The organism is Pelagibacterium halotolerans B2, from assembly GCF_000230555.1.
Lineage (GTDB): Bacteria > Pseudomonadota > Alphaproteobacteria > Rhizobiales > Devosiaceae > Pelagibacterium > Pelagibacterium halotolerans.
Genome location: NC_016078.1, coordinates 3,016,808 through 3,040,502, shown reverse-complemented (window position 1 = coordinate 3,040,502; position 23,695 = coordinate 3,016,808). Strand labels below are relative to the sequence as shown.

The 23,695-nt window shown below is 60.8% G+C and carries 24 protein-coding genes; 19 read left to right on the top strand and 5 right to left on the bottom strand.

The annotated features are described in order from the left end of the window. Positions 1-60 precede the first annotated feature (60 nt). From KKY_RS14910 to KKY_RS20110, 7 genes are all read left to right on the top strand, one after another. Positions 61-450 (top strand): response regulator, encoded by a 390-nt coding sequence (locus KKY_RS14910; RefSeq protein WP_014132207.1) that lies wholly within the window; start codon positions 61-63, stop codon positions 448-450. A 117-nt stretch (positions 451-567) separates the two neighbouring features. Continuing rightward, positions 568-936, top strand: coding sequence for a methylglyoxal synthase (locus KKY_RS14905; RefSeq protein WP_014132206.1), 369 nt, complete (start codon positions 568-570; stop codon positions 934-936). Positions 937-1,029: 93 nt separating this feature from the next. After that, entirely contained in the window at positions 1,030-1,815 is a 786-nt protein-coding gene (locus KKY_RS14900; protein ID WP_014132205.1) for an ABC transporter ATP-binding protein, read from the top strand. Beyond that, positions 1,812-2,516, top strand: coding sequence for an ABC transporter ATP-binding protein (locus tag KKY_RS14895; RefSeq protein ID WP_014132204.1), 705 nt, complete (start codon positions 1,812-1,814; stop codon positions 2,514-2,516). The genes KKY_RS14900 and KKY_RS14895 overlap by 4 nt, the downstream gene beginning before the upstream one ends. A gap of 21 nt (positions 2,517-2,537) precedes the next feature. Next, positions 2,538-3,536, top strand: a complete 999-nt coding sequence (locus KKY_RS14890) for a branched-chain amino acid ABC transporter permease (RefSeq protein ID WP_014132203.1) — start codon at positions 2,538-2,540, stop codon at positions 3,534-3,536. Next, entirely contained in the window at positions 3,533-4,816 is a 1,284-nt protein-coding gene (locus tag KKY_RS14885; protein WP_014132202.1) for a branched-chain amino acid ABC transporter permease, read from the top strand. The genes KKY_RS14890 and KKY_RS14885 overlap by 4 nt, the downstream gene beginning before the upstream one ends. A 184-nt stretch (positions 4,817-5,000) precedes the next feature. After that, positions 5,001-5,758 (top strand): IS5 family transposase gene (locus KKY_RS20110; protein WP_420850710.1). Its coding sequence is split into 2 segments (ribosomal slippage): positions 5,001-5,342 and positions 5,345-5,758, totalling 756 coding nucleotides; the frame shifts between segments, so codons are not numbered across the junction. Positions 5,759-5,932: 174 nt separating this feature from the next. Here the strand turns inward: KKY_RS20110 and KKY_RS14870 are convergent. Continuing rightward, positions 5,933-7,141, bottom strand: a complete 1,209-nt coding sequence (locus tag KKY_RS14870; protein ID WP_014132199.1) for an ABC transporter substrate-binding protein — start codon at positions 7,139-7,141, stop codon at positions 5,933-5,935. Positions 7,142-7,398: 257 nt separating this feature from the next. Here KKY_RS14870 and KKY_RS14865 point away from each other — a divergent pair, with 257 nt between their 5' ends. The 4 genes from KKY_RS14865 to pyc all read left to right on the top strand — a co-directional run bounded on the left by KKY_RS14865 (position 7,399) and on the right by pyc (position 14,292). Continuing rightward, on the top strand, positions 7,399-8,475 hold the full coding sequence (locus KKY_RS14865; protein ID WP_014132198.1) for a glycine betaine ABC transporter substrate-binding protein: 1,077 nt from the start codon (positions 7,399-7,401) through the stop codon (positions 8,473-8,475). 199 nt (positions 8,476-8,674) lie between these two features. Beyond that, positions 8,675-10,204 carry a putative bifunctional diguanylate cyclase/phosphodiesterase gene (locus KKY_RS14860; RefSeq protein ID WP_014132197.1) on the top strand — a complete coding sequence of 510 codons (1,530 nt, stop codon included), beginning with the start codon at positions 8,675-8,677 and terminating at the stop codon, positions 10,202-10,204. Between the two features lie 89 nt (positions 10,205-10,293). Beyond that, positions 10,294-10,716 carry a protein tyrosine phosphatase family protein gene (locus KKY_RS14855; protein WP_014132196.1) on the top strand — a complete coding sequence of 141 codons (423 nt, stop codon included), beginning with the start codon at positions 10,294-10,296 and terminating at the stop codon, positions 10,714-10,716. A gap of 135 nt (positions 10,717-10,851) precedes the next feature. Then, complete coding sequence (gene pyc / locus KKY_RS14850; protein ID WP_014132195.1) at positions 10,852-14,292, top strand: pyruvate carboxylase; 3,441 nt, start codon at positions 10,852-10,854, stop codon at positions 14,290-14,292. A 155-nt stretch (positions 14,293-14,447) separates the two neighbouring features. Here pyc and KKY_RS20105 read toward each other — a convergent pair whose 3' ends face one another. Both KKY_RS20105 and KKY_RS14840 read right to left on the bottom strand, forming a co-directional pair. Continuing rightward, complete coding sequence (locus KKY_RS20105; RefSeq protein WP_014132194.1) at positions 14,448-14,606, bottom strand: DUF3309 family protein; 159 nt, start codon at positions 14,604-14,606, stop codon at positions 14,448-14,450. Positions 14,607-14,685: 79 nt separating this feature from the next. Beyond that, complete coding sequence (locus KKY_RS14840; protein WP_014132193.1) at positions 14,686-14,997, bottom strand: YkvA family protein; 312 nt, start codon at positions 14,995-14,997, stop codon at positions 14,686-14,688. A gap of 338 nt (positions 14,998-15,335) precedes the next feature. Between KKY_RS14840 and ispG the strand changes: the two genes are divergently transcribed. From ispG to KKY_RS14815, 4 genes are all read left to right on the top strand, one after another. Further along, the gene (ispG, locus tag KKY_RS14835; protein WP_014132192.1) at positions 15,336-16,580 is read left to right on the top strand and encodes a flavodoxin-dependent (E)-4-hydroxy-3-methylbut-2-enyl-diphosphate synthase; all 1,245 of its coding nucleotides are present in this window, start codon (positions 15,336-15,338) and stop codon (positions 16,578-16,580) included. Further along, entirely contained in the window at positions 16,577-17,455 is an 879-nt protein-coding gene (locus KKY_RS20100) for a GNAT family N-acetyltransferase (protein WP_083824123.1), read from the top strand. The genes ispG and KKY_RS20100 overlap by 4 nt, the downstream gene beginning before the upstream one ends. Further along, positions 17,452-17,922, top strand: a complete 471-nt coding sequence (locus tag KKY_RS14820) for a GNAT family N-acetyltransferase (RefSeq protein ID WP_014132190.1) — start codon at positions 17,452-17,454, stop codon at positions 17,920-17,922. The genes KKY_RS20100 and KKY_RS14820 overlap by 4 nt, the downstream gene beginning before the upstream one ends. Positions 17,923-17,987: 65 nt before the next feature. Further along, positions 17,988-18,347, top strand: coding sequence for a hypothetical protein (locus tag KKY_RS14815; RefSeq protein ID WP_014132189.1), 360 nt, complete (start codon positions 17,988-17,990; stop codon positions 18,345-18,347). 72 nt (positions 18,348-18,419) lie between these two features. Here KKY_RS14815 and KKY_RS14810 read toward each other — a convergent pair whose 3' ends face one another. Further along, complete coding sequence (locus tag KKY_RS14810; protein WP_139305160.1) at positions 18,420-19,310, bottom strand: polyprenyl synthetase family protein; 891 nt, start codon at positions 19,308-19,310, stop codon at positions 18,420-18,422. 126 nt (positions 19,311-19,436) lie between these two features. Between KKY_RS14810 and KKY_RS14805 the strand changes: the two genes are divergently transcribed. The 3 genes from KKY_RS14805 (at position 19,437) to fumC (ending at position 21,965) form a co-directional block, all read left to right on the top strand. Next, a complete protein-coding gene (locus KKY_RS14805; RefSeq protein ID WP_041528805.1) occupies positions 19,437-20,096 on the top strand; it encodes a transglycosylase domain-containing protein in 660 nt (219 codons plus the stop codon). Positions 20,097-20,252: 156 nt separating this feature from the next. Further along, positions 20,253-20,435: a 50S ribosomal protein L32 gene (gene rpmF / locus KKY_RS14800; protein WP_041528804.1), complete on the top strand. Its 183-nt coding sequence runs from the start codon at positions 20,253-20,255 to the stop codon at positions 20,433-20,435. A 129-nt stretch (positions 20,436-20,564) separates the two neighbouring features. Beyond that, a complete protein-coding gene (gene fumC / locus KKY_RS14795) occupies positions 20,565-21,965 on the top strand; it encodes a class II fumarate hydratase (RefSeq protein ID WP_014132184.1) in 1,401 nt (466 codons plus the stop codon). Between the two features lie 32 nt (positions 21,966-21,997). On the opposite strand, the gene KKY_RS14790 is transcribed toward fumC, so the two are convergent. Next, positions 21,998-22,792 (bottom strand): NAD-dependent epimerase/dehydratase family protein, encoded by a 795-nt coding sequence (locus tag KKY_RS14790; RefSeq protein WP_014132183.1) that lies wholly within the window; start codon positions 22,790-22,792, stop codon positions 21,998-22,000. 176 nt (positions 22,793-22,968) lie between these two features. Here KKY_RS14790 and KKY_RS14785 point away from each other — a divergent pair, with 176 nt between their 5' ends. Beyond that, a complete protein-coding gene (locus tag KKY_RS14785; protein WP_014132182.1) occupies positions 22,969-23,691 on the top strand; it encodes a FadR/GntR family transcriptional regulator in 723 nt (240 codons plus the stop codon). Positions 23,692-23,695 lie beyond the last annotated feature (4 nt).

The following is a 23,695-nucleotide window of genomic DNA, read 5'->3' as shown; positions in this document are numbered from 1 at the left end:
TCGCCTAGTTTCAAAGGCTGATCATTCCGGAAGAAGACCGGGTATTAAGGCGGAGAATCCATGCCAAAGGCCAGCGCAGTCAGCGTTCTCATCGTCGATGACCAGCAATCGATGCGGGGCATCTGCAAATACATCCTCACTCAGCTCGGGTTCAAGGATATCGTCGAGGCCAAATCGGGCCGCGATGCGCTCACCAAGCTCGAAAAGACAAGTGTCGACCTGATCATTTCGGACTGGAATATGGACGATGTCGACGGGTTGACGCTGCTCAAGGTGATCCGCAAGCACCCGCGCACGCAAGGGATGCCCTTCATCATGGCGACGGGCCGCTCCGACAAAGAGCAGGTCAAGGAGGCTATCGAGAGCGGGGTGAACAACTACATCATCAAGCCCTACGATGCCGGAACGATGAAAAAACGCATTGAGGCGGTTATCGGCGCGCTGAGCTGAGCGATCGCGGTATCTGCGTTTGCAGGGGCGTCCATCGGGGCGTCCTTTTTCTTGCCGGGCTTGGCAAGGCGGCCATCGCGTGGTTGAAGGACGAAACGGGTGAGGGCGGCAAGAGCCATGACCACAAAGACCATCGGGCTGGTGGCCCATGACGAAAAGAAGGACGACATGGTCGCCTTCGCGCGTGCGCACAAAGACCGGCTGAGCGGGTTCACGCTGGTGGGGACCGGAACGACGGGCGGACGTGTGGCGCAGGAAACCGGACTTGCGGTGCTGGCGCTCAAAAGCGGCCCGCTGGGCGGGGATGCCCAGATCGGGGCGATGATCGCCGAGGGGCGGCTGGATGCGCTGATCTTTTTTATCGATCCCATGAGCGCGCTGCCGCACGATGTCGATGTCAAGGCGCTGACACGGCTCGCGACGCTCTATGACATCCCGGTGGCTTACAACAAGTCCACAGCCGAAGCGGTGCTCAAAGCGCTTTGAGTTGACCGAAGGGCGCTGTTGTGAGCAGATGCCGCAATTCCGGGGCTTTTTTGACCTTTTGGTCCAACCAGATTTTAGGGGCTGAGCACAGGCGTGGCGTTTGACGCGGTAATCGAAGTGCGTTCCGTTTCCAAACGGTTTGGCGGACTTCAAGCTGTTTCCAATTGTTCGCTCGAAGTCGAGCGCGGATCGATCACCGGGCTGATCGGGCCGAACGGGGCGGGCAAGTCCACCCTGTTCAACATGGTGGCCGGCAATTTTGCCCCAACCAGCGGGCAGATCATCTTTGACGGGCAAGACATAACCGGGCTCAAGCCCCATGAGCTGTTCAAGCTGGGTATGCTGCGCACCTTCCAGATCGCGCACGAATTTTCCCAGATGACGGCGCTGGAAAACCTTATGATGGTGCCGGGCGATCAGCCGGGCGAGAGCCTTTCGACCCTGTGGTTCAAGCCGGGCAAAGCTGCGGCGCGCGAGGCCGAGGTGCGGAGCAAGGCGCTCGATGTCATCGATTTCCTCAAGCTCGGGCACGTCAAGAACGAGCTGGCGGGCAATCTTTCGGGCGGGCAGAAAAAGCTGCTCGAACTGGGCCGCACCATGATGGTGGATGCCAAGATCGTGCTGCTCGACGAGGTGGCGGCGGGGGTCAACAAGACCCTGCTCAACGATCTTGCCGCCAATATCGAGCGCATGAACAAAGAGCTGGGCTACACCTTCTTTGTCATCGAGCACGACATGGATCTGATCGCGCGGCTGTGCGACCCGGTGATCGTGATGGCGCAGGGCGAGGTGATCGCCAAGGGCAATATGGAAGAGCTGCGGGCCAACCCGATGATCGTCGAGGCCTATTTCGGCGGGCCGGTGGAGGCCGTGCGATGAGCCTTATCGACCTTAAGGACATCGTGGCCGGTTATGGCGGCACGCCGATTTTGAATGGCGTCAACATGGCAATCGATGCTTCCGATATCGGGGTGATCGTAGGCCCGAACGGGGCGGGCAAATCGACGACGCTGAAAGCGATCTTCGGGCTTTTGACGGTGACCGCGGGAACCGTGACGTTCGATGGGCAGGACGTGACCAATTTCGAGGCCGACCGGCTGGTGCCGATGGGGCTCTCGTTCGTGCCTCAGGAGCACAACGTCTTTACCGCGATGTCGGTGCACGAGAATTTCGAGATGGGCGCATTCGTTCGGCGCGACGACATCACCGAAAGTCTCGATATGGTCTATGAGATGTTTCCGGATTTAAAGGCCAAGCGCCGCCAGCCGGCGGGCGAATTGTCGGGCGGGCAGCGCCAGATGGTGGCCATGGGCCGTGCGCTGATGAGCCGGCCGAAACTGCTGATGCTCGATGAACCTTCGGCCGGGCTTTCGCCACGCTACATGATGGAAATCTTCGAACAGGTGGTCAAGATCAACGCCGCGGGCGTGGGCATCCTTATGGTCGAGCAGAACGCGCGCCAGGCGCTGGCGTTCGCAACCAAAGGGTTCGTTCTGACCAGTGGGCAGAACAGGTTCACCGGAACCGGGCAAGAACTGCTCGACGATCCGGATGTGGCCAAGAGCTTTCTTGGGGGGTAGCCCGAGGGCTGGTGAAAGAACATGAACGATCTGATCTTTTTCTTCAATCAGGCGATGATCGGGGGCGTTGTCCTCGGTTCGATCTATGCGCTTGGCGCTGTCGGCGTGACGCTGATCTTCGGCATTCTGCGGTTTGCCCATTTCGCTCATGGCGACATGATGACCATGGGGGCGTTCATCACGTTCGTTCTGGCCGGTGTTTTGGCGGCGATGGGGATCGTGACGCCCATTCCGACCGGAGTGCTGGTCGTGCCCTTGGCCATGGTGCTGGCGGCGGGGCTGGCACTGGGGATCGACAAGGGGTTTTATGCGCCGCTTCGGGCGCGGGGGGCAAAGCCTGTGACATTGCTGATCGCCTCGATCGGGGTCACCATGATGATCCAGGGGTTGATCCGGTTGTTTTTCGGGGTCGAGACGCGTTCGTTCTTCGATACAGAGCCCAAGCAGATTTTCCGGCTCGAATTGCCTTTCGAGGGCGTGACGCGACCGATTACCTTTACCGAGCCGCAGGTCTGGCTGGTGGCTTCGACTGCCGTTGCGGTGATCGCGCTCCATTACTTTCTCACCCGCTCGCGGCTGGGCAAGGGGATGCGGGCCATGGCCGACAATCCCGATCTGGCGAAAGTGTCGGGTATCAACACCAAGCTCGTCGTTCGGGTGACATGGGTGATCGCGGGTGCGCTGGCGTGCCTTGCGGGCACCATGCTGGCGCTGGACGTGACGCTCAAACCCGATCTGGCGTTCAATATCGTGTTGCCGATATTTGCCGCCGCCATCCTCGGCGGATTGGGCCATGCCTATGGGGCGATTGCCGGCGGTTTCGTCCTTGGCTTTGCCGAAACACTGGCAGTGTTCAACTGGTCGGTGCTGCTGCGCCCGTTCCGCGACGTGCTCTGGTTTGAAATCCCCAATTCGCTGACGCTTGTGCAGTCCGAATATAAACTCACCGTTGCCTTCGTGATCCTTGTCGTCGTGCTTCTTGTGCGGCCCACGGGAATCTTTAAGGGAGCCTCCACATGACCGTGCGCTATATCGGGCTGTTTGCGGCGCTATTTGCGCTGATCGTTTTCGTGGGCGTCATGATGGGCGCTCCGTTCACAGTGCGGCTGATGGTGGAGGCCTTCGCCTTTGCGCTGATTGCCATGGGGCTCAATATCCAGTGGGGCTTTGGCGGGCTGTTCAATTTCGGCATTCTGGGCATGCTCATGGTGGGCGGATTTGCCGTCACCTTCATTTCGTTTCCAGTCAATATGGCGTTCTGGGAGTCCGAGGGGCCGATGCTGCTCGGGCGCACGGCGATTGCAGCAGCCATCGGCGCGGTGCTGATCTTTTTGGCCCATCGGGTACAGCGGTTCGGGATCACGGGGAAATGGCGCGGGGCGGTGATCGTTGTCGCCTGGTTCGCTGCCTATGTGATCTTTCGCACGCAGATGGACCCGGCTGCCAATTATATTACGTCCACGGCCGGCTGGGTTGGTGGGCTTGGGTTGCCGGTCATCCTTGGCTGGGCCTTCGGGGGCGTTCTGGCCGGGCTGATCGGCTTTCTCGTCGGCAAGGTCAGCCTTGGGCTGCGGGCCGATTATCTGGCGATTGCCACCATCGGGATCGCCGAAATCCTGCGCGCGGTGATCCGCAACATGGAATGGCTGACACGCGGCACGCTGACGGTTTCGCCCATTCCCTGGCCGGTGCCCAATCCGCAATATTATCAGGCGCAGGGCGCTTCGATCACAGACAGTTTCGTTTATGCGCGCGGCGGGTTCCTGGCGCTTGTGGTGCTGATCGTCATCGTGGCGCTATTCTTGATCCACAGGGCCTATCAGGGTCCGTGGGGGCGCATGATGCGGGCCATCCGCGACAATCACATCTCGGCAGCCTCGATGGGCAAGGACGTGACCGGTCGCCAGCTCGAAATCTTCGTCTTCGGTTCGGTTCTCATGGGGATTGGCGGGGCCATCCTCGTTTCGTTCGTAGGTATTTACGATCCCTCGAGCTACCAGCCGATCAACCACACCTTCATCATCTGGGTGATGCTGATCGTGGGCGGGGCGGGCAACAATTTCGGGGCGCTGTTTGGCGGGCTGTTCATCTATATCGTGTGGATGCTGTCCGAGCAGTTGGCGACGGGCCTGTTCGGCACGCTGAGCAATTGGTCGTCGTCGATGGGTTGGGGCGCTATCCCCGATATTGAAACCCGTGCCGTGCAGATGCGGATTTTCGTGCTGGGGCTGGTTGTGACCATTGCCCTGCGGTTTGCGCCCAAAGGGCTGTTGCCCGAGTATATCAAACGTCGAGACTAGAGCATTTCCGCTTTTCTTCGAATCGCGAAAATCCTCTAAGTTGTTGTTTCGTCGCGCGTCCGAACCGCAAAACCGTTTCCACTTTTGCTGGACACGCTCTAGGCTGAATCGACATTCAGGATTCACAATGGTGGGGTTTGTGTGATTCATAGGAGGCCAGTTTCACCGATCTGGAGTCCGATGGATGGCCAAACGCTATGAGCTCAGCGCGCCGCAGTGGCGTAGGATTGAACCCTTGTTGCCGGGCAAAGTCGGTGATCCGGGGCGCAGCGGTGCGGATAACCAGCTTTTCGTAAACGGTGTTTTGTGGGTCCTTCGGTCGGGAGCGCACTGGCATGACCTGCCGGAGCGCTATGGCAATTGGAAAACAGTTCACAAGCGCTTCAGCCGTTGGGCGCAGGCTGGCGTGTGGGAACGCATCTTCGAACAGCTCATCAAGGAGCCGGACAATGCGTATATCTCACTCGATTCCAGCCTGGTACGCGCGCATCAGCAAGCCGCGACGGGCAAAGGCGCAAAAGGGGGGACCAGGCTCTGGGGCGATCCCGAGGTGGTCTGACGACCAAGATACACCTCGCCGTCGATGCCTTGGGCCGCCCGCTGCGACTGATCCTGACACCGGGTCAGCGTGGCGATGCCCCGATCGCGCCCGCCTTGCTGGACGGCCTGAAGCCTTTGCGGGTGCTTGCCGACAAGGCCTATGACTCTGATGCGATCCGAGCGCTCATCAAGGACATGGGCGCCGAGCCGGTGATCCCCTGCAATCCAACCCGCAAACGCCCGATCCTCTATGACTTCCAAGCATACAAGGTCCGAAACACCGTCGAACGCTGCTTCAACAAGCTCAAACACTATCGCAGAATAGCCACACGCTTCGACCGCAGAGCCGCGAACTTCCTCAGCTTCTTACATCTCGCCGCAGCAATGATATGGATGAGATGAATGTCGATTCAGCCTAGAAGGGTTCCAGGCGGAACATACGTAAGGCCCCCTCACCCGGACCTGCGGTCCGACCCCGGTTCAAGCCGGGGACAGGCTCTCTCCTCCAAAGGGAGAGGCAAAAAGAAAAAAGCCCGGGATCGCTCCCGGGCTTTTCGTATTGAAATCGCAGTCGACTTATTCGATGACGCCGACTTCGACGAACGAGCCGCCCTCGACGGTCATTTCGACGATCACGCCGTCAACGTCGCCGGCATCGTCAAAGTCCAGATCGCCACCGGCGCCCTGGTAGTCGATATCGGTACCGGCCGCGATGAGTTCCTTGGCCTTTTCCCATTCGCCCGGAAGGATGGTTTCGCCCGGAGCCGAAGAGACTTCACGCAGCGCGGCCGAAAGGCCCTCGCGGTCGGCAGAGCCGTTTTTCTCGATGGCAAGCGCCAGGAGGAAGGCCGCGTCATAGGATTGCGGAGCGTAAACGTCATTGGGGGTGAGCCCGGCGGCGGTGGCCAGATCGTTGTAAACGGTGGCGCTTTCGCCTTCGAACGCACCGGCGCGGGTGGCGATCATGCCTTCGACGCTGCCGGCATCGACGCCGGTGAACAGATCGTCGCCCACCATGCCGTCACCACCGACGAAGGTGAGGAAATTGCCCGATTCCAGCGCCTGACGCAGGATGGTCTGACCCGAGGAATTGGCATAGGCGAGGATGACGAGAGTTTCGGCACCCGAGGAGGCCAAATTGCCCAGTTCGGCGCGATAGTCGGCCTTGCCGTCCTCATGAGCGAGGTTGGCCGCGATCGTTCCGCCGCCGGCTTCATAGGCCGATGCGACGGCATCGGCGAAACCCGAACCGTAGTCGTTATTGACATAGGTCAGCGCAATTTCGGTGATGTCCTTGGACAGTAGCAGCTCCGCGAGCTTCTGGCCCTGGAAAGCATCGGAAGGTGTCGTGCGGAACACCAGATCGTCGTCTTCGAGCGTGGTCAGGGCCGGCGCTGTGGAAGCGGGCGAGATCATGACGACACCGCCGGGAATGGCAGCGGAATTGGCGCCGCCGATGGTTTCACCTGTGCAAAGGCCGCCAACGATCGCCGTGACCTGATCGGTGTTGACCAGGCGGTCGGTGGCGTTGGCCGCCGCGGTCGCATCGCAGGCGCCGTCGGCCGAAACGATTGCGAATGTGCCGCCATCGAGAATGCCGCCCTGTTCGTTGACCTGGGCAACGGCCAGTTCGGCGCCGGCGAAGATGGGGGGCGCAAGGCTTTCGATGGGGCCGGTGAAGCCGCCCATGAAGCCGATCGTGACGTCCTGTGCGACGGCGGGCGCCGCCATCGAAAGAACACTTGCAGCGACCGCAAGGGTCAGAGATTTTTTGATATGACGCATGATATCCCTCAAGAGTTTGGTCGTGCCATGCCCCTCCCGTGCCGCATGGTGGTCAAAATCCCAGTGCGATCTTTTCGGTCCGGACAGCCCAACTGGAAAAAGGTCCACTCGCTGGACCTGCTCCAGACGATACCATTGCACAGTTGCGTTTATGGAGTCATCAGGTTTTGGCACGAATTTTCGTGAGGCTACAGTTGCTTAACGGGCGGGCTTTTGCCAGTTATGGTCTTCCCTCATCGATGGAGGCCGGGTTGCCGATGCGCGTGAAGATGGCTCTTGTCCTTGCGGCGGCGCTGAGCATTTCGCCAGCCATCGCGCAGGCGCAAATCCAGGTGCTCGACAATACGGGCGGGGGACGCGGAGCAGCCGAGGCGCCTTCAACCGCGTCAGCATCGGAGGCTACCCCGCAGCCGGTTTGCGGCACCGGCGAAATTGCCATTGCCGAGATGGGCTGGCCGTCGGCGGCCATTCTCGCCAACATCCATGCAACCCTGCTGCGGGCCGAGTATCAATGTGCAGTGCGGCTGGTGCCGGGCGAGCCCGAAGCAACGCTCGCTTCCATGGCGACGACACAGCAACCGGCGGTGGCGCCCGAACTCTGGGTGTCGCGGCAGCCCGAGGTGTGGAACGGGGCGATGCAGGCGTCGAGCGCCCGGGCCGCAGCCCCCACCTTTGCCGGTGGGGCGCTGGAAGCCTGGTTCGTGCCGTCCTATGTGATCGAGAACAACAGCGGCCTTGCGACGGCCGACGACATCATAGACCATTGGCAGGTGTTCGTTCCGCCTGGAGAAACAAGGGCGGAGCTTTATTCGTGTCCCGTCGAGTGGGCCTGTGCGATCATCAACCGCAACATGGCGGCAGGTCGGGGGCTCGATGAGCGCTTCGATGTGGTCGAGCCGCTCGACAGGTTCGCCATGGACGGCGCGATTACCGAGGCGGTCAGCCAGCGGCAGCCCATCCTGACCTATTACTGGCAGCCCAATGCGTTGATCGATCGGCTCGACCTCGTGCCGCTCGATATGGGCGGGTTCGACCAGGGCAACGCGCAATGCATGGCGATACGCGATTGCGTGCCGTTTGGCGGGTCGGGGTTTGCGCCCGACACCGTGGTGATCGCGGTTGCCGAATGGGTGTTCTCCGATACGCCCGATATCGCCGATTATTTCGCGCGCGCTTCCATGCCGCTCGATGAAATGAACAGGCTTTTGGCCTGGCAGGCCGAGAACGAAGCCAGTGCAGAAGCGGTGGCGCAGAATTTCCTCATCACCGGCCGCGACGTCTGGCAAGACTGGGTGGGTGCGGCCGACCCGGCCGGAGACCACCTGCCCGACTAACAGTCCGCTAACTATCGTGAACGGGTTTTCGAGCGATGTCGCAAAGCTGTTACGAAACGGCAGGACAATCGAAGCACGGGCGCTCTGTATGCGCGTTGTCATTATAACACATTGATTTCGTTGAAATATATTGCGGGCCATTCACCTGGCGTTAAAACCGCTTCTATAGGGTTCGGTTAGATGATCGGACCTGGCTTTGATGCGTACAGAACTTTCCCTCACCAATATTGTTGCCATCTATCGCGGAACCGCTCTTGTTGCGGGCGCGGCCGGCTGTGTTGTGGTCTTTGCGGCGCTTGAAGCGCTGGTTGCCGGATGGTTGGGCCTTCAGCATGCGGGCGTGGCGCTTGGAGTGATCGCGCTTGCCGGCATGGCGCTGCTCGCAATCATCATATGGGGCTATTTTTCGTTGCGCCGGGCACTGATCCTTGCCGAAGCGCGCCGGCGGGACCTGCTGGCCTCGCTCAATCGGGATGCCCTGACGGGTGCGTTTACCCGCAAGTATTTTCTCGACCGGCTGCGCGAAATGGTACGTGCCGCCGACCGGATGCCGGTGGCTTATATCCAGATCGATATGGATCATCTCAAGGCCATCAATGACGGAACGGGTCACGGCGCCGGCGATCAGGCGCTGGTACGGCTGGTGCGCACGCTCGATGAACTGGTACCGGGGGCGTTGATCGGCCGGCTGGGCGGGGACGAGTTTGCCGTCGCACTCGCCGGGGTCAGCTCCAAGGCAGCGCTCAAGCGTCTGGGGGACCGGGTGCTCGAAGCGCTGGACCGCCCGGAACCGTTGGCGGGGCGCGATGTGCGGCTTTCGGCCACGATGGGCATCGCCACGGCGCCCGATGACGCAGGGGATGCCGATACGCTGATTTCGAAGGCCGACCTTGCGCTCTACAAGGGCAAGAATGGCGGTCGCGGGCGGGTAATCGCCTTTGAGCGCGAATTGCTGAGCGAGGAGCGCTATCAGCGTTTCATCGAGCGGGAGTTGCGGGCGGCGATCCTGATGGACGAGCTCGAGGTTCATTATCAGCCGGTATTCGACCGGGACGGTCGGCAACGTTCCGTCGAGGCGCTGGTGCGCTGGCGCCATTCGGTGCGTGGGATGATTTCACCCGGCGCATTCGTTCCGATTGCCGAGCAGTCCGATCTTATCGCCAAGCTGGGGCAATGGGTGCTGCGGCGGGTGTGCGCCGACGTGGGTCGGCTTCCTACAAAAGTGGTGGCGATCAATGTTTCGGCCGCCGAATTGCGCCATCCCGATTATGCGGCGCGCTTCGCAGAGGAGATTGCTGCGGCAGGGCTCATGGGCGAGCGGTTCATCGTCGAGATCACCGAGACGGCGCCACTGCACAAGAATTCGGCCGAGCGCAAGAATCTGGAATTTCTGCGGGCGCTGGGCGTGCGCATCGCTGTTGACGATTTCGGAGCGGGCCATGCCAGCCTTGGTTATCTGCGCGATCTCTCGTTTGATATCCTCAAGATCGACAGGGCCTATGTCGCAGAGATCACCTCGCGACCAGTGGATTCGATGATCGTCGAATCGATCTGCAAGATTGCCAAAGGGTTGGGGATCGAGGTGATTGCCGAGGGTGTGGAAACGCGCGAGCAGCACGCGGCGCTGGCCGATCTTGGCTGTACGGGGTTTCAGGGGTTCCTTTTGGGCCGACCGCGGCCGCTTGGTGATGAGGTTGGCGCGCAAGACGAGACGATCGAGGCAGCCTGAACCTGACGGGCTCTGTTGCGCACCGATGGCCTTGATGGCTATAAGAGCGGTGAGTGGTGGGAACTTTTCCGCGTCAGGGAGATCGGCTTTTGGATATCAGGAAGATAAATGACCGCGTGAGCGTTTCGGGGCAGATTCTGCCGTCCGATATCGAGACGATCAAACAGGCGGGCTTTGTCTCGATCATCAACAACCGTCCCGACGGCGAAGCACCGGACCAGCCGGCCGGTGCAGAAATCGCGGCCGCCGCAAAGGCCGCGGGCCTTGGTTATTATGAAATCCCCATGGGCCGCGAGGGTGTGACCCCGGACATGGTGGCTGCCACCCGGGCTGCGCTTGAAGAAAGCCAAGGACCGGTTTTTGCCTTCTGCCGTTCGGGCACGCGCTCGACGACGCTGTGGGCGCTGAGCCAGGCGGGCACCGACTCATCGGATGAAATCATCGATTCCGCGGCCAGGGCCGGCTATGACATGAGCCATCTGGCCGCACATCTGGACAAGCCGATCTCCTGACCCGCCGGTCGAGAGAGGCTTTCCTTTCCATAATCTTTCCACCGGCGGCGTATCGGCCGGATCTATGACGGCAACATGATCTGCGGCGCTCCCTGAAGCGCAAGCAGCCACGTTTTACAGGGGGATTCCCGGTCCATGGCCATCAAGAAGATTCTCGTTGCGAACCGCTCAGAAATTGCGATCCGGGTGTTCCGGGCCGCCAATGAACTGGGGCTGAAAACGGTTGCGGTGTTTGCCGAGGAGGACAAGCTGGCGCTGCACCGGTTCAAGGCGGACGAGGCCTATCTGATCGGGCAGGGCAAGGGGCCGGTGGAAGCCTATCTGCAGATCGAGGAATATATCCGCGTCGCCCGGATTTCGGGTGCCGATGCGATCCATCCCGGTTACGGGCTGTTGTCGGAAAGTCCCGAATTTGCCGATGCCTGCGAAGATGCGGGGATCATCTTTATCGGGCCGAAAGCGCAGACCATGCGCGATCTGGGCAACAAGGTCGCGGCGCGCAACATGGCGATAAAGGCGGGCGTGCCCGTGGTGCCGGCCACAGACCCTTTGCCCGACGATCTCGATGAAGTGGCCAAAATGGCCGATGCGATCGGCTATCCCCTGATGCTCAAGGCAAGCTGGGGCGGTGGCGGGCGGGGCATGCGGCGCATCACCGATCCCAAGCAGTTGCGGTCGGAGGTCTCGGAAGGCAAGCGCGAGGCCAAGGCGGCGTTCGGCAAGGACGAGATGTATCTCGAAAAGCTCGTCGAAAAGGCGCGCCACGTCGAGGTGCAATTGCTCGGCGACGATCATGGCAATCTCGTGCATCTGTTCGAGCGCGACTGTTCGGTGCAGCGGCGCAACCAGAAGGTGGTGGAGCGCGCGCCGGCACCATATCTCTCTGAAGACACCCGCAAGGCGCTGACCGATGCGGCGCTGAAACTGGGCAATGAAGCCAATTACCGCTGCGCGGGGACCGTCGAGTTCCTGATGGATGCAGAGACCGATGACTTTTATTTCATCGAGGTCAATCCGCGCATCCAGGTCGAGCATACGGTGACCGAAGAGGTCACCGGCATCGATATTGTCAAGGCGCAGATCAAGGTGATGGACGGGGCCGTGATCGGGACGCCGCAATCGGGGGTGCCTGAGCAAAAAGACATCGTCTTGCACGGCCATGCGCTGCAATGCCGGGTAACGACCGAGGACCCCGAAGAAAACTTCATCCCCGATTACGGCCGGATCACCGCTTATCGCGGGGCGACCGGGTTCGGGGTGCGGCTCGATGGCGGGACGGCCTATTCGGGCGCGATCATCACGCGGTTCTACGACCCGCTCTTGGAAAAGGTGACCTGCTGGGCGCCGACGCCCGAAGAAGCGATTGCGCGGATGGACCGGGCCCTGCGCGAATTCCGCATTCGCGGGGTTTCGACCAATCTGGCGTTCCTCGAAAACATCATTTCGCACCCCAAATTCCGCGACAACACCTATACGACTCGGTTCATCGACACGACGCCTGAACTGTTCGACATCGAAAAGCGCAAGGACCGGGCGACCAAGCTTTTGACCTATATCGCCGATGTGACGGTCAACGGTCACCCCGAGGTGCGTGACCGGCCAAAGCCGCCGGCCAATGCGGCGGCGCCGGTGATCCCGGAATATCCACCGCTTTCCGTCGTTGAGGGCAGCCGGCAGATCCTGGAGCGCGACGGCGCCAAGGGGCTGGCCGACTGGATGAAGGCGCAAAGCCGGGTGCTGTTCACCGACACGACCATGCGCGACGGGCACCAGAGCCTTCTGGCCACGCGCATGCGCACGTTCGACATGGAAAAGATCGCCAAGGCCTATAGCCGCGGTCTGCCGGACCTGTTCTCGCTCGAATGCTGGGGCGGGGCGACGTTTGACGTTTCCATGCGGTTTTTGAACGAAGACCCCTGGGAGCGGCTGAAAAAGATCCGCGAGGGTGCGCCCAACATTTTGACCCAGATGCTGCTGCGTGGGGCGAATGGTGTGGGCTACACCAATTATCCCGACAATGTCGTGCAGTTCTTCGTCAAAAAGGCCGCCGAGGGCGGGATCGATATTTTCCGGGTGTTCGATTGCCTGAACTGGGTCGAGAACATGCGGGTGGCCATGGATGCGGTGATCGAGAGCGGCAAGGTTTGCGAGGGCGTTGTCTGCTACACCGGTGACATGCTCGACCCCGAGCGGGCCAAATACGACCTCAAATATTACGTGGGGCTGGCCAAGGAACTCGAAGCTGCGGGCGCGCATGTGCTGGGCATCAAGGACATGGCCGGGGTGATGAAGGCGCCGGCGGCCAAAAAGCTGTTCGCGACGCTCAAAGAAGAAATCGGGCTGCCGATCCATTTCCACACGCACGATACGTCGGGGGCTTCGGCGGCGACGGTTTTGGCGGCCTGCGAGGCAGGTGTCGATGCCGTGGATGCTGCGATGGATTCGTTTTCGGGCACCACAAGCCAGCCCACGTTGGGGTCGCTTGTGGCAGCGCTGGAAGGAACCGAGCGCGATTCGCAGCTTTCGCCCAAGGCGATAAGGGAAATCTCGTTTTACTGGGAAGCGGTGCGCACCCAGTATCGCGCCTTTGAGAGTGACCTGAAGGGCGGTGCCTCCGAGGTCTATCTGCACGAAATGCCCGGGGGGCAGTTTACCAATCTCAAGGAACAGGCCCGTTCGATGGGGCTGGAAACGCGCTGGCACGAGGTTGCCCAGACCTATGCCGACGTCAATCAGATGTTTGGCGATATCGTCAAGGTGACGCCAAGCTCGAAGGTTGTTGGCGATATGGCGCTGGCCATGGTGTCTTCCGGTTTGAAGCGTGCCGACGTCGAAAATCCCGATAAGGACGTGTCCTTCCCTGATTCAGTGATCGGGTTCTTTGCCGGCGATCTGGGCCAGCCGACCGGAGGATTCCCCGAAGCGCTGCAAAAGAAGGTTCTGAAGGGCAAAAAGGCTCTGACCGAGCGGCCCGGCAAGGGTCTCGCGCCGGCCGATCTCGAAGCGGAGCGCAAGAAGGCCGAGGAGGCCTCTGGCATGGAAATCGACGATTTCCGGCTCGCCTCGTATCTGATGTATCCGAAGGTTTTTGCCGAGTTCGCCAAGGCGCAGGACCTTTACGGCCCGACCGAAGTGCTGCCGACCCCTGTCTATTTTTACGGGCTCAATCCGGCCGACGAGATCCTCGTCGATCTGGAAAAGGGCAAGACCATGGTGGTCCAGTTCCTCGGGCAATCGGAAACCAATGAAAAGGGCATGGTGCGGGTGTTTTTCGACCTTAACGGTCAGCCGCGCGCCGTTGCGGTTCCCGATCGGCTCAAGGCCGGCGACATCGTTGCCCGGCCCAAGGCTGCCGCCGGCGATGCCAAGCAGGTCGGCGCGCCCATGCCGGGGGTCATTTCCTCGCTGGCCGTTCAGGCGGGCCAGAGAGTTCAGGCGGGCGACGTGCTGCTCTCGATCGAGGCGATGAAGATGGAAACTGCCCTGCACGCCGAGGCGGACGGGACGGTGGCTGAAGTCCTGGTCAAGCCCGGCGACCAGATCGATGCCAAGGATTTGCTGGTCCGGATCGAATAGTCGCCGGCTTATCGGGCCACGCCTCCGGCCATGAAAAAGGACGGCGCGGAAAATCCGGGCCGTCCGAGGCAAGGGGGAGGAGATCAATCATAAAGTCCGGGAGGACCCGGGGAGGGACGGCCCGCGCCGGAAAGGATGCGCGGGCCGCCAAAGAGCTAGATCGTGCCCATCAGCATGAGGATGAGGACGACAACCAGAATGACGCCAAGAATGCCCGTTGGGCCATAGCCCCAGGCGCGTGAATATCCCCAAGTGGGCAGGGCGCCGATCAAAAGCAAAATCAAAATGATAATCAGAATTGTCGAAAGGCCCATTTTTCAAATTCCCTCACAGTGACCATTATGGGCTATAAAACTTTTGTGAGCGGCAAATGGTTCCCGGCGACAGTTCCTTTCACATCCGGCGCGCCGTTCCGTCGATGATTGGCCCGTCACGCTGGGTGCGTACCGGTGCGGTAACGGGCAGGCGCGAAACGATCCAACTGACGAGCAGCGGCACCAGGATGATGTCGTCGACCCAGCCCAATACCGGGATAAAATCGGCGATAAGATCGACTGGCCATACCAGATAGGCCGCGGCGGCAACGGTCGCGAACTTGAGATAAAGCGGCGTGCCCGGCGACCAGAAGGCCTTCCAGAGCAGGAATGCTTCCTTGCGAAACCGCAGGAAGCGAGGCAGCAGGAGGGAAGCAAGGTTCTTTATCATGAATTTTAGATGGGCATCGGCGACCGTCTTTCAAGGCCGCTGGAGCATTTCAACGCTTCTTAGAGCATTTCCGCTTTTCTTCGAATCGCGAAAATCCTCTAAGTTGTTGTTTCGTCGCGCGTCCGAACCGCAAAACCGTTTCCACTTTTGCTGGACGCGCTCTAAATCGCTTCATTTGCGCGCAGTCTTTGCGGTCGCGCTTTCGAGCGGGATAAGTGGCGCCCACTTATCCTGGAAGCACTCTTGATCTCTTGGAAGCACTCTTGGTCGCACGGACGTAACATTGCGCTGGTCTTTGTGAAGGCTTATGTGTTCGGCGAGAACAAAGAGTACGGGTCATGGCAGGTCCAGCGCAGCGCAAATCTACGGTCGGGGTCGATGTCGGCGGAGTGATGGTCGGGGGCGGCAATCCCATCGTCGTCCAGTCGATGACCAATACCGACACCGCCGATATCGATTCCACGGTCCGCCAGGTGGCGGCGCTGGCCCGGGCCGGCTCGGAGATTGTCCGTATCACCGTGGACCGCGACGAGGCCGCCGCCGCCGTGCCTCATATCCGCGACCGGTTGATGGTGCGCGGCGTCAACGTGCCGCTGGTGGGCGATTTCCACTATATCGGGCACAAGCTGTTGTCCGACCACCCCGCCTGCGCCGAGGCCCTGGCCAAGTACCGGATCAATCCGGGCAATGTGGGGTTCAAGGACAAGCGCGACAAACAGTTTTCCCAGATGATCGAAATCGCCAACCGGTATGAAAAGCCGGTGCGAATCGGGGTCAACTGGGGGTCGCTCGATCAGGAATTGCTGACCGTCCTGATGGACGAAAACGCTGGCCGGGCCGAGCCCTGGAGTGCGGCGCATGTGCAGCGCGAAGCGATCATCCGCTCGGCGATCCTGTCGGCCGAACGGGCCGAAGAACTGGGCATGGGGCGCGACAGGATCATCCTGTCGACCAAGGTGTCGGACGTCCAGCAATTGATTTCGGTCTATGAGGAGTTGGCGGCGCGCTGCGATTACGCGCTGCATCTTGGACTGACCGAAGCAGGGATGGGATCGAAAGGGATCGTTGCGTCCTCGGCGGCGCTGGGCATTCTGCTCCAGCAGGGGATCGGCGATACGATCCGCATTTCGCTGACCCCCGAACCTGGCGGCGACCGGACGCTGGAAGTCAAGGTTGCCCAGGAACTGCTCCAGACCATGGGGTTCCGGCAGTTCGTGCCGGTTGTCGCCGCGTGTCCGGGCTGCGGGCGGACGACATCGACGACGTTCCAGACGCTGGCCAAGGAGATTCAGGATCATCTTTCAACTTCGATGCCCGAATGGCGCGAGAAATATCCTGGAGTCGAGGCGATGAGCGTTGCGGTGATGGGGTGCATCGTCAATGGTCCGGGGGAGTCCAAACACGCCGACATCGGCATTTCACTGCCGGGTACCGGGGAAACGCCATCGGCGCCAGTGTTTGTCGAGGGCCAGAAGGTGACGACTCTCAAGGGCCCCGACGTGGCCGACCAGTTCAAGCGTATGGTCGCCGATTACATCGAAAACCGGTTCGGGGCGGGGCGGGCCAAACCGGCGGCGGAATGAGGGCTGCTCGAAAAGTCTGCCCTGCTGTTTTTCGTGGCTCCGGCGGCAATCGAGAAATACTGGTTTTCCGACACCCTCTTGCCGGGGTTCAATTGGTCAAGGGTACGCTCGATCCGGGTGAGGCACCCCAGGGGGGTGCCATACGTGAACTTTACGAAGAGGCCGGGGTCGAGGGGTTGGGGGTTGCTGCAGATCTGGGGACCAGCGCGCTGATCGCTGAAGGGCAAGTCTGGCATTTCTTGCGCTTTGAAGGCGAGAGGCTGCCCGAAAGCTGGACGCATCATTGCCTTGACGATGGCGGACACGATTTCGCATTTTTTTGGCACAGGCTAGACAAGAAACCGGGAGATGAATGGCATGCTGTGTTCCACAGAGCGCTGGCGTATCTGCGTTCGCGCGTCATAAGCCAGACCGATCTCGATGCCATCGTAACTCTCGATGCGCGGCTTTTGACCGGTCACACGGCCGAGGCCGGCGAAGTGTTCGATGTTGCGGGCCACAGACGGCGAGTTACGGAATCGCTGGAAAAATCCCGACTGATCTGTGTCGATCGGGATGGCCGGCATGTGGCTCACACCTATTTCTGGCCGTTAGCGGACGGGCGCTGGTTTGTTGGTGCGTTCAGTGTCGATCCTGCGCATCGGAACGCCTCGGTTCTGGCTGAAATCGGGCGGCGGATGGTGGCGACCATGGAGGATGAGGGTATCGAGACGCTCGAAAGCCATGTCTATCGCACCAATGCATTGTCATTGGCTTTTCACGAAAAGCTGGGATTTGAGCGGTTCATGGAAAACGAGAAGGGGTTTGCCTTGCGTATCGAGCGGGCGCGTCTTGCGACATCGGCGCTCGGCAGGCGCCTGGGCGGGCGGCGATGAGCGCGATTTCCATTCGCCCGGCGCTGGCCGGAGACGCCGAAGAGGCGGCCGCGCTGCTGCGGCGCTCGATTATCGAGCTTTGTGTGCCCGATCACGGCAATAATGCCGAACGGTTGGAGCACTGGCTTTCCAACAAGACGGCCGAGCATTTTGTGAAGTGGATCGACGATCCGCTCAATATGATATTTGTGGCTTTCATCAAGGGTCGGATGGCGAGTGCCGGTGGGTTGAGGGAAGTGGACGGGATCGTCCTCAATTATGTGCATCCCGAGAGCCGGTTCATGGGCGTATCGGGGGCGATGATGGTTCATCTCGAGGAGATGTTGCGGGGGCGGGGGGAGCCGGTGGCCAATCTTGTCAGCACGATTACGGCGCGCCGGTTTTACGAGGCGAGAGGGTATCGCGAGCGCGATCTGTTGCCCGAGCAACGGCCGCTTTACGGGATCGCGATGGAAAAGCGGCTGTAGAGCCTCGGCCATCAACTGCGGAGGATGCTGGTAGCCCCAAAACCAGATGTGCTAGGCTGCCGGCCATGGCAAAGCCCGAGCATACACCCGATCCCGAAGTGGTGGCCGCATTCGATGCGATGATCGCGGGCGTGCCGGGCGTTGTGCGCAAGGGCGCGCAGATGCCCTACGTCTCGGTCAACGGCAATATGTTCGCGTCGATCTCCAAGGCCAATGTCATTGGACTGCGCCTTGGGAAGGTGGACCTCGCCGAATTTCTCGAGGCGTTCGAGACGATATCGTTCGAGGGCGTGCCCGGTCATTTCATGAAGGAATATGCCGCTGTGCCTTATACCCTCCTTGCCCAGCCGGATACGCTGCGCGCCTGGTTTGCCAGGAGCTACGCCCATGCGTCGGCCCTCAAGCCCAAGGCGACGAAGCGTTAGAGCATTTCGGCGCTTCTATGAATCGCTTCAATTGCTCTAAGTCTTTGTTTTGTCGCGTGTCCAGACCCGCTTTCAGCTTTGCCGTGCGGCGAAGTGGCGGATCAGGGCACGCAGGGGATCGGCGCTGGGGCCGAATGGGAGGAGGGCGTCGATGCCGTTTGCCACGGCGCCATCGAGGACCTGACGGGCGGCGTCCAGGCCCTTGCGGGCGACGATTGTGGACTTGTTCTGGACCACGTCCTTGCCGGCGGTCTTGCCCAGAGCGTGGGACGTGGCGGTGACGTCGAGGATGTCGTCGGCGATCTGGAAGGCGAGCCCCGCAGCGGTGCCGAAGCGGGTCAGCCCGGATCGCTGGGCGGGCGAGGCATTGCCCAGAATGGCGCCCATTTCGACGCCCGCCCGGATCAGGGCGCCGGTCTTTTTGGCCTGCATCGCGAAAATCGCGTCTTCATCGAGTGGACTTGTTTCGCCTTCGATGTCGAGGACCTGTCCGCCCACCATGCCGGCGGGTCCGGCGGCATGGGCAAGGGTCAGAACCAGTTCGGCGCGGATGGCGGGATCGGGGTGGGTGCGCGGATCGGACAAGAGCGCGAAGGCTTCGGTTAACAGCGCGTCGCCGGCCAGGATGGCGAGAGCCGGATCGAAGGCTTTCCAGACCGTGGGTTTGCCGCGGCGCAGTTCGTCATTGTCCATGTCGGGCAGGTCGTCATGGACGAGGGAATAGCAATGGATCATTTCGAGTGCTGCGCCCACGGCCAGGCTTTTTTCGTGCGGTACGGCGAACAGCGAGGCGGAAAGGCGCACGAGAAAGGGGCGTAGCCGCTTGCCGCCGTCGAGGGCGCCATGGGCCATGGCGGCCAAAAGGCGCTCTGGGGCGTCGAGCGTTGCAAGATGGGCGGCCAGAAACGCTTCTGTTTCGATGGCGCAATCGGCGAGCTGAGAATCGAATTGATCTTCGGTCATGGCAAGATTTGCTAAAGCCTCACCGTCCATTCTACAAGCGCGCTCATTTGCGATTGAACCTACGAGACGATAGTGGCCGGACGGCGGAAAAAACGTGGCTGGAAATTCTGGGTGGCGGTCCCGCTGATGCTGGCCGCAGCTCTGGTGGCCATTCCGCTGGTGCTGGTGCCGCTCTATAGGGTGGTGCCGCCGGTTTCGACCTTGATGATCGGGCGCTATGTCACCGGCCAGCCCGTAACGCGCATATGGCGCGATCTCGACGAGATTTCCGACCGGCTCAAGACTTCGGTGGTGCTTTCGGAAGACGGGCAGTTCTGCACCCATCACGGCGTCGATATTGGAGCGCTGCAGGCCGAGATCGACAATTTTCTGGCCGGACGGGAGACACGGGGGGCTTCCACCATCACCATGCAGGTGGCGCGGAACCTGTTCCTAACCAATTCGCGCTCGGCGATACGCAAGGCGATCGAGGTGCCGCTGGCGATTTACATCGATCTTGTTTTGCCCAAACAGCGGATCATGGAAATCTATCTCAACATCGCCGAATGGGGTCCCGATGGACAGTTCGGGGTGGAGGCCGGAGCGCAGGCGGCGTTCGGGACGAGTGCTGAGAGCTTTACATGGCGGCGGGCGGCGCTGATGACCGTGACGCTGCCCAATCCGCATGTGAGGCGCCCCGGAAATCCCACGAACGGGCTGCTGGCCGTCGCGGGAATCGTCGAGGGGCGCGCGCAGCGGTTTTCATCGCACGCCGATTGCCTTTTCGACGGGGCGCCCGCTCTATGAGCGCATACGATTTTCGTGATCGGCGGACTAGCCAAGGCCCCGGTGTTCCTGTATAGAGCGCCACGATCCCGATAGGGTAAAACGGTTTTGGCGTGGCCGGCGCGGCAGAGTTCTACTGCCTGGGCAGGGTGCGCAGCATGAAAATGGAGTAGTCAAATGGCAGTCCCCAAAAGGAAGACGACGCCGATGAAGCGCGGGTTCCGCCGTTCGGCCGATGCGCTCAAGGGCGCAGCTTATGTTGAAGACAAGGACAGCGGCGAGCTGCGCCGTCCGCACCATGTCGATCTGAAGTCCGGCATGTATCGCGGCCGCCAGATTCTCGAGCCCAAGGGCAACTGATTGCTCGGGTGTCATGACGCTTAGACCAAAGCGCCATTGACGGGCTCGCCCGTCCAGATTACGGCCAGTCCTTGCAAAAGGGGACTGGCCTTTTTCTTGCCAGTTTACAGCCTTGTTGGAGGATTTCAGATGAGCACGCGGACCGAAACCGACTCGATGGGCCCTATCGAGGTTCCAAATGAGAAATATTACGGGGCACAGACCGCGCGCTCGCTTATGAATTTCGATATCGGCGGCGAAAAGATGCCGCTCGAAATCGTTCATGCCTTCGGGATTCTGAAAAAGGCGGCGGCGGTCACCAATACCAAGCTCGGGCTTATGGACGAAGCCACGCGCGACCTCGTGGTCGCGGCGGCCGATGAGGTGATCGCGGGCAAGCTCGACGACCACTTCCCGCTGGTGGTGTGGCAGACAGGTTCCGGCACCCAGTCGAACATGAACGTCAACGAGGTGATCTCCAACCGCGCCATTGAAATGGCCGGCGGGGCGATGGGCAGCAAGAAGCCCGTGCATCCCAACGACCACGTCAATATGAGCCAAAGCTCCAACGATACCTATCCAACCGCCATGCATATCGCGGCGGTGACGATTGTCGAAGACAAGCTGTTTGCCAAGGTCAAGCTGCTGCGCGACACGCTGGCGAAAAAATCCGAAGAGTTCATGGATGTGGTCAAGATCGGCCGCACCCATCTCCAGGATGCTACCCCGCTGACGCTGGGGCAGGAAATTTCGGGCTGGGTGGCGCAGATCGATCTGGCGCTCAAAGCCATTGAAGCGACGCTGCCGCAATTGCGTGAACTGGCGCTTGGCGGTACGGCGGTCGGGACCGGGCTTAACACCCATCCCGATTATGCGCGCATGGTGGCCGAGGAAATCTCGAGCCTTTCGGGGCACCAGTTCGTGACCGCGCCGAACAAGTTTGCGGTTCTGGCCGGGCATGATGCGTTCGTCGGGGCTTCGGGGGCATTAAAGCAACTTGCCGTGGCGTTCATGAAGATCGCCAACGACGTGCGCTGGCTGGCATCGGGCCCGCGGTCGGGTCTTGGTGAAATCACCATTCCGGAGAACGAGCCGGGCTCTTCGATCATGCCGGGGAAGGTCAACCCGACCCAATCGGAGGCCATGACCATGGTTGTGGCGCAGGTGATGGGCAATGACGCAACTATCGGGTTTGCGGCGAGCCAGGGCAATTTCGAGCTCAATGTCTATAAGCCGGTCATCGCATTCAACTTCATCCAGTCGGTTCGGCTGCTGGCCGATGCGGCGCAATCGTTCAACGACAATTGCGCCATTGGGATCGAGCCGGACCGCAAGAAGATCAACGAGCATTTGAACAACTCGCTGATGCTGGTGACCGCGCTCAACCGCAAGATCGGTTACGACAACGCCGCCAAGATCGCCAAGACGGCGCACAAGAACGGCACGACGTTGCGCGAGGAGGCTATTGCGCTGGGGCTTTTGACCGGTGAAGAGTTCGACGCCGAGGTGCGGCCCGAACAGATGGTCGGGCCGATTTCGGTCAAGAAATAAGAGACAAGGGGTCGGTCAATGACCGGCCCTTTTTAATGGTCGCTGAGCGGGTCTTGAGTATTGTTTCCGCCCTGCAAAATGGCAAGCGGATGGCCGGGATCCGGCCAGTTCCCGGTATCGCGAATGGACTGTTCAAAACGGTCGGCGCTGTCTTTGGGTTGCCAGCCGAGATAGCTCACATGCTCGTTGGACCACCAGGCACGTGAATTGGCCGACACGCCCCAAAGGGTCGGGCACCCCAGTTCGGGAACAGCGAATACGCGTTCGACGAGGCTGACGAAATCGTCATAGCTGAGCCATGTGGCCAGCATGCGGTAGTCGGTGGGGCGCTCAAAGCACGAGCCGATGCGGACGATGGCCGTCTCCTGGCCAAGCTTATCGTAATAGAAGCGCGCCAGCGCTTCGCCGAAGCATTTGGACACGCCGTAAAGCCCGTCGGGGCGGACGGCGGAATCGATATCCACTTTTTCGTCCTGGCGGTAAAAGCCCACCACGTGGTTGGACGCAGCAAAGAAGATGCGCGGCATGCCATTGTGACGGGCGGCCTCATAGAGGTTCCGCAGACCGACGATGTTGGCATCGAGAATGGCCGAAAAGCTCTGTTCGGTCGAAACGCCTCCAAGATGAACGATTCCGTCGCAGTCCTTGACGAGGGCGCTGACCGCGGCGGCATCCGAGAGGTCGCAGACAACGACTTCCTCATTGCTTGCGGGCTCTTCCATCGGAACGATATCTGAAAGGCGCAGCACCGGTGCGAGATGGGCCAGGCGTTGACGAGCCATTCGTCCCAATCCGCCCCCCGCGCCGGTAATCAAAAGTCGTTTCATCGGGTGCCTCCCCCCTTTCGTCAGATGCGGTATCATAGAGATAGGACAATAACGGTCAATCTGTATGATTTGTTGGTGCGGGGGTTAGCTTGACACCCCCAACCAGACCGTGTCTTTCTGGCGGGAGGCCGCCCAACCAAGCGGCCGCAATCAAGAATGAGCGGGAAAGGGGCGCCATGATCTCCCAGATCGAAGATGCGGGCCGACAGAGCGGAACGCTGGTCGTACAGGTCGCCAATATTTTGCGCAAAGCGATCCTGTCGGGCGAATACAAGCCCGGCGACAAATTGCCCAGCGAAGCGCGTCTGACCGAGGTGCATGGGGTGAGCCGTACCGTCGTCCGCGAGGCGATTGCTGCCCTGCGATCGGATGGACTGGTCGAGCCACGTCGGGGCGCCGGAGTCTTCGTTCTCGAGCAGGTTGCGGCCCCGGGGCTGCCGTTCCAGAATGTCGATCACGCGCGCATCTCCTCGATCATCGAGCTGCTCGAACTGCGCGCTGCAGTGGAAGTGGAGGCGGCCGGTCTTGCCGCTGTGCGGCGCTCTCCGATCCAGGAAGAAGTCATTCTTGACCGACATCGGGCCGTCGGCGCATGTATCGCCGAGGGTGAGCCAACCAGCGTTGCTGATTTCGCCCTGCATCAGGCGATCGCCGAGGCGACGAGCAATCCGCGCTTCGTCGAGTTCATTGCCCTGATGGGACAGAACGCCATCCCGCGGGCGGCGTTGTCCGATTCAACAGGCGAGGTTTCGAAAGACTATCTCGGCCAGATCCATGAAGAGCATGCGCGCATCGTGGGGGCCATTTCCAATGGCGATGCCGAGGAAGCGCGGGAAGCCATGCGCGTTCACCTGCTGGGCAGCCAGCGGCGCTATCGCGCGCTCCTGCAAAACAGATAGTAAC

Coding starts and splice junctions, on each gene's coding strand:
- KKY_RS14910 (WP_014132207.1), top strand. CDS start 61: ATGCCAAAGGCCAGCGCAGTCAGCGTTCTCATCGTCGATGACCAGCAA.
- KKY_RS14905 (WP_014132206.1), top strand. CDS start 568: ATGACCACAAAGACCATCGGGCTGGTGGCCCATGACGAAAAGAAGGAC.
- KKY_RS14895 (WP_014132204.1), top strand. CDS start 1,812: ATGAGCCTTATCGACCTTAAGGACATCGTGGCCGGTTATGGCGGCACG.
- KKY_RS14890 (WP_014132203.1), top strand. CDS start 2,538: ATGAACGATCTGATCTTTTTCTTCAATCAGGCGATGATCGGGGGCGTT.
- KKY_RS14885 (WP_014132202.1), top strand. CDS start 3,533: ATGACCGTGCGCTATATCGGGCTGTTTGCGGCGCTATTTGCGCTGATC.
- KKY_RS14870 (WP_014132199.1), bottom strand. CDS start 7,141: ATGCGTCATATCAAAAAATCTCTGACCCTTGCGGTCGCTGCAAGTGTT.
- KKY_RS14865 (WP_014132198.1), top strand. CDS start 7,399: ATGCGCGTGAAGATGGCTCTTGTCCTTGCGGCGGCGCTGAGCATTTCG.
- KKY_RS14860 (WP_014132197.1), top strand. CDS start 8,675: ATGCGTACAGAACTTTCCCTCACCAATATTGTTGCCATCTATCGCGGA.
- pyc (WP_014132195.1), top strand. CDS start 10,852: ATGGCCATCAAGAAGATTCTCGTTGCGAACCGCTCAGAAATTGCGATC.
- KKY_RS20105 (WP_014132194.1), bottom strand. CDS start 14,606: ATGGGCCTTTCGACAATTCTGATTATCATTTTGATTTTGCTTTTGATC.
- KKY_RS14840 (WP_014132193.1), bottom strand. CDS start 14,997: ATGATAAAGAACCTTGCTTCCCTCCTGCTGCCTCGCTTCCTGCGGTTT.
- ispG (WP_014132192.1), top strand. CDS start 15,336: ATGGCAGGTCCAGCGCAGCGCAAATCTACGGTCGGGGTCGATGTCGGC.
- KKY_RS20100 (WP_083824123.1), top strand. CDS start 16,577: ATGAGGGCTGCTCGAAAAGTCTGCCCTGCTGTTTTTCGTGGCTCCGGC.
- KKY_RS14820 (WP_014132190.1), top strand. CDS start 17,452: ATGAGCGCGATTTCCATTCGCCCGGCGCTGGCCGGAGACGCCGAAGAG.
- KKY_RS14815 (WP_014132189.1), top strand. CDS start 17,988: ATGGCAAAGCCCGAGCATACACCCGATCCCGAAGTGGTGGCCGCATTC.
- KKY_RS14810 (WP_139305160.1), bottom strand. CDS start 19,310: ATGACCGAAGATCAATTCGATTCTCAGCTCGCCGATTGCGCCATCGAA.
- KKY_RS14805 (WP_041528805.1), top strand. CDS start 19,437: ATGCTGGCCGCAGCTCTGGTGGCCATTCCGCTGGTGCTGGTGCCGCTC.
- rpmF (WP_041528804.1), top strand. CDS start 20,253: ATGGCAGTCCCCAAAAGGAAGACGACGCCGATGAAGCGCGGGTTCCGC.
- fumC (WP_014132184.1), top strand. CDS start 20,565: ATGAGCACGCGGACCGAAACCGACTCGATGGGCCCTATCGAGGTTCCA.
- KKY_RS14790 (WP_014132183.1), bottom strand. CDS start 22,792: ATGAAACGACTTTTGATTACCGGCGCGGGGGGCGGATTGGGACGAATG.
- KKY_RS14785 (WP_014132182.1), top strand. CDS start 22,969: ATGATCTCCCAGATCGAAGATGCGGGCCGACAGAGCGGAACGCTGGTC.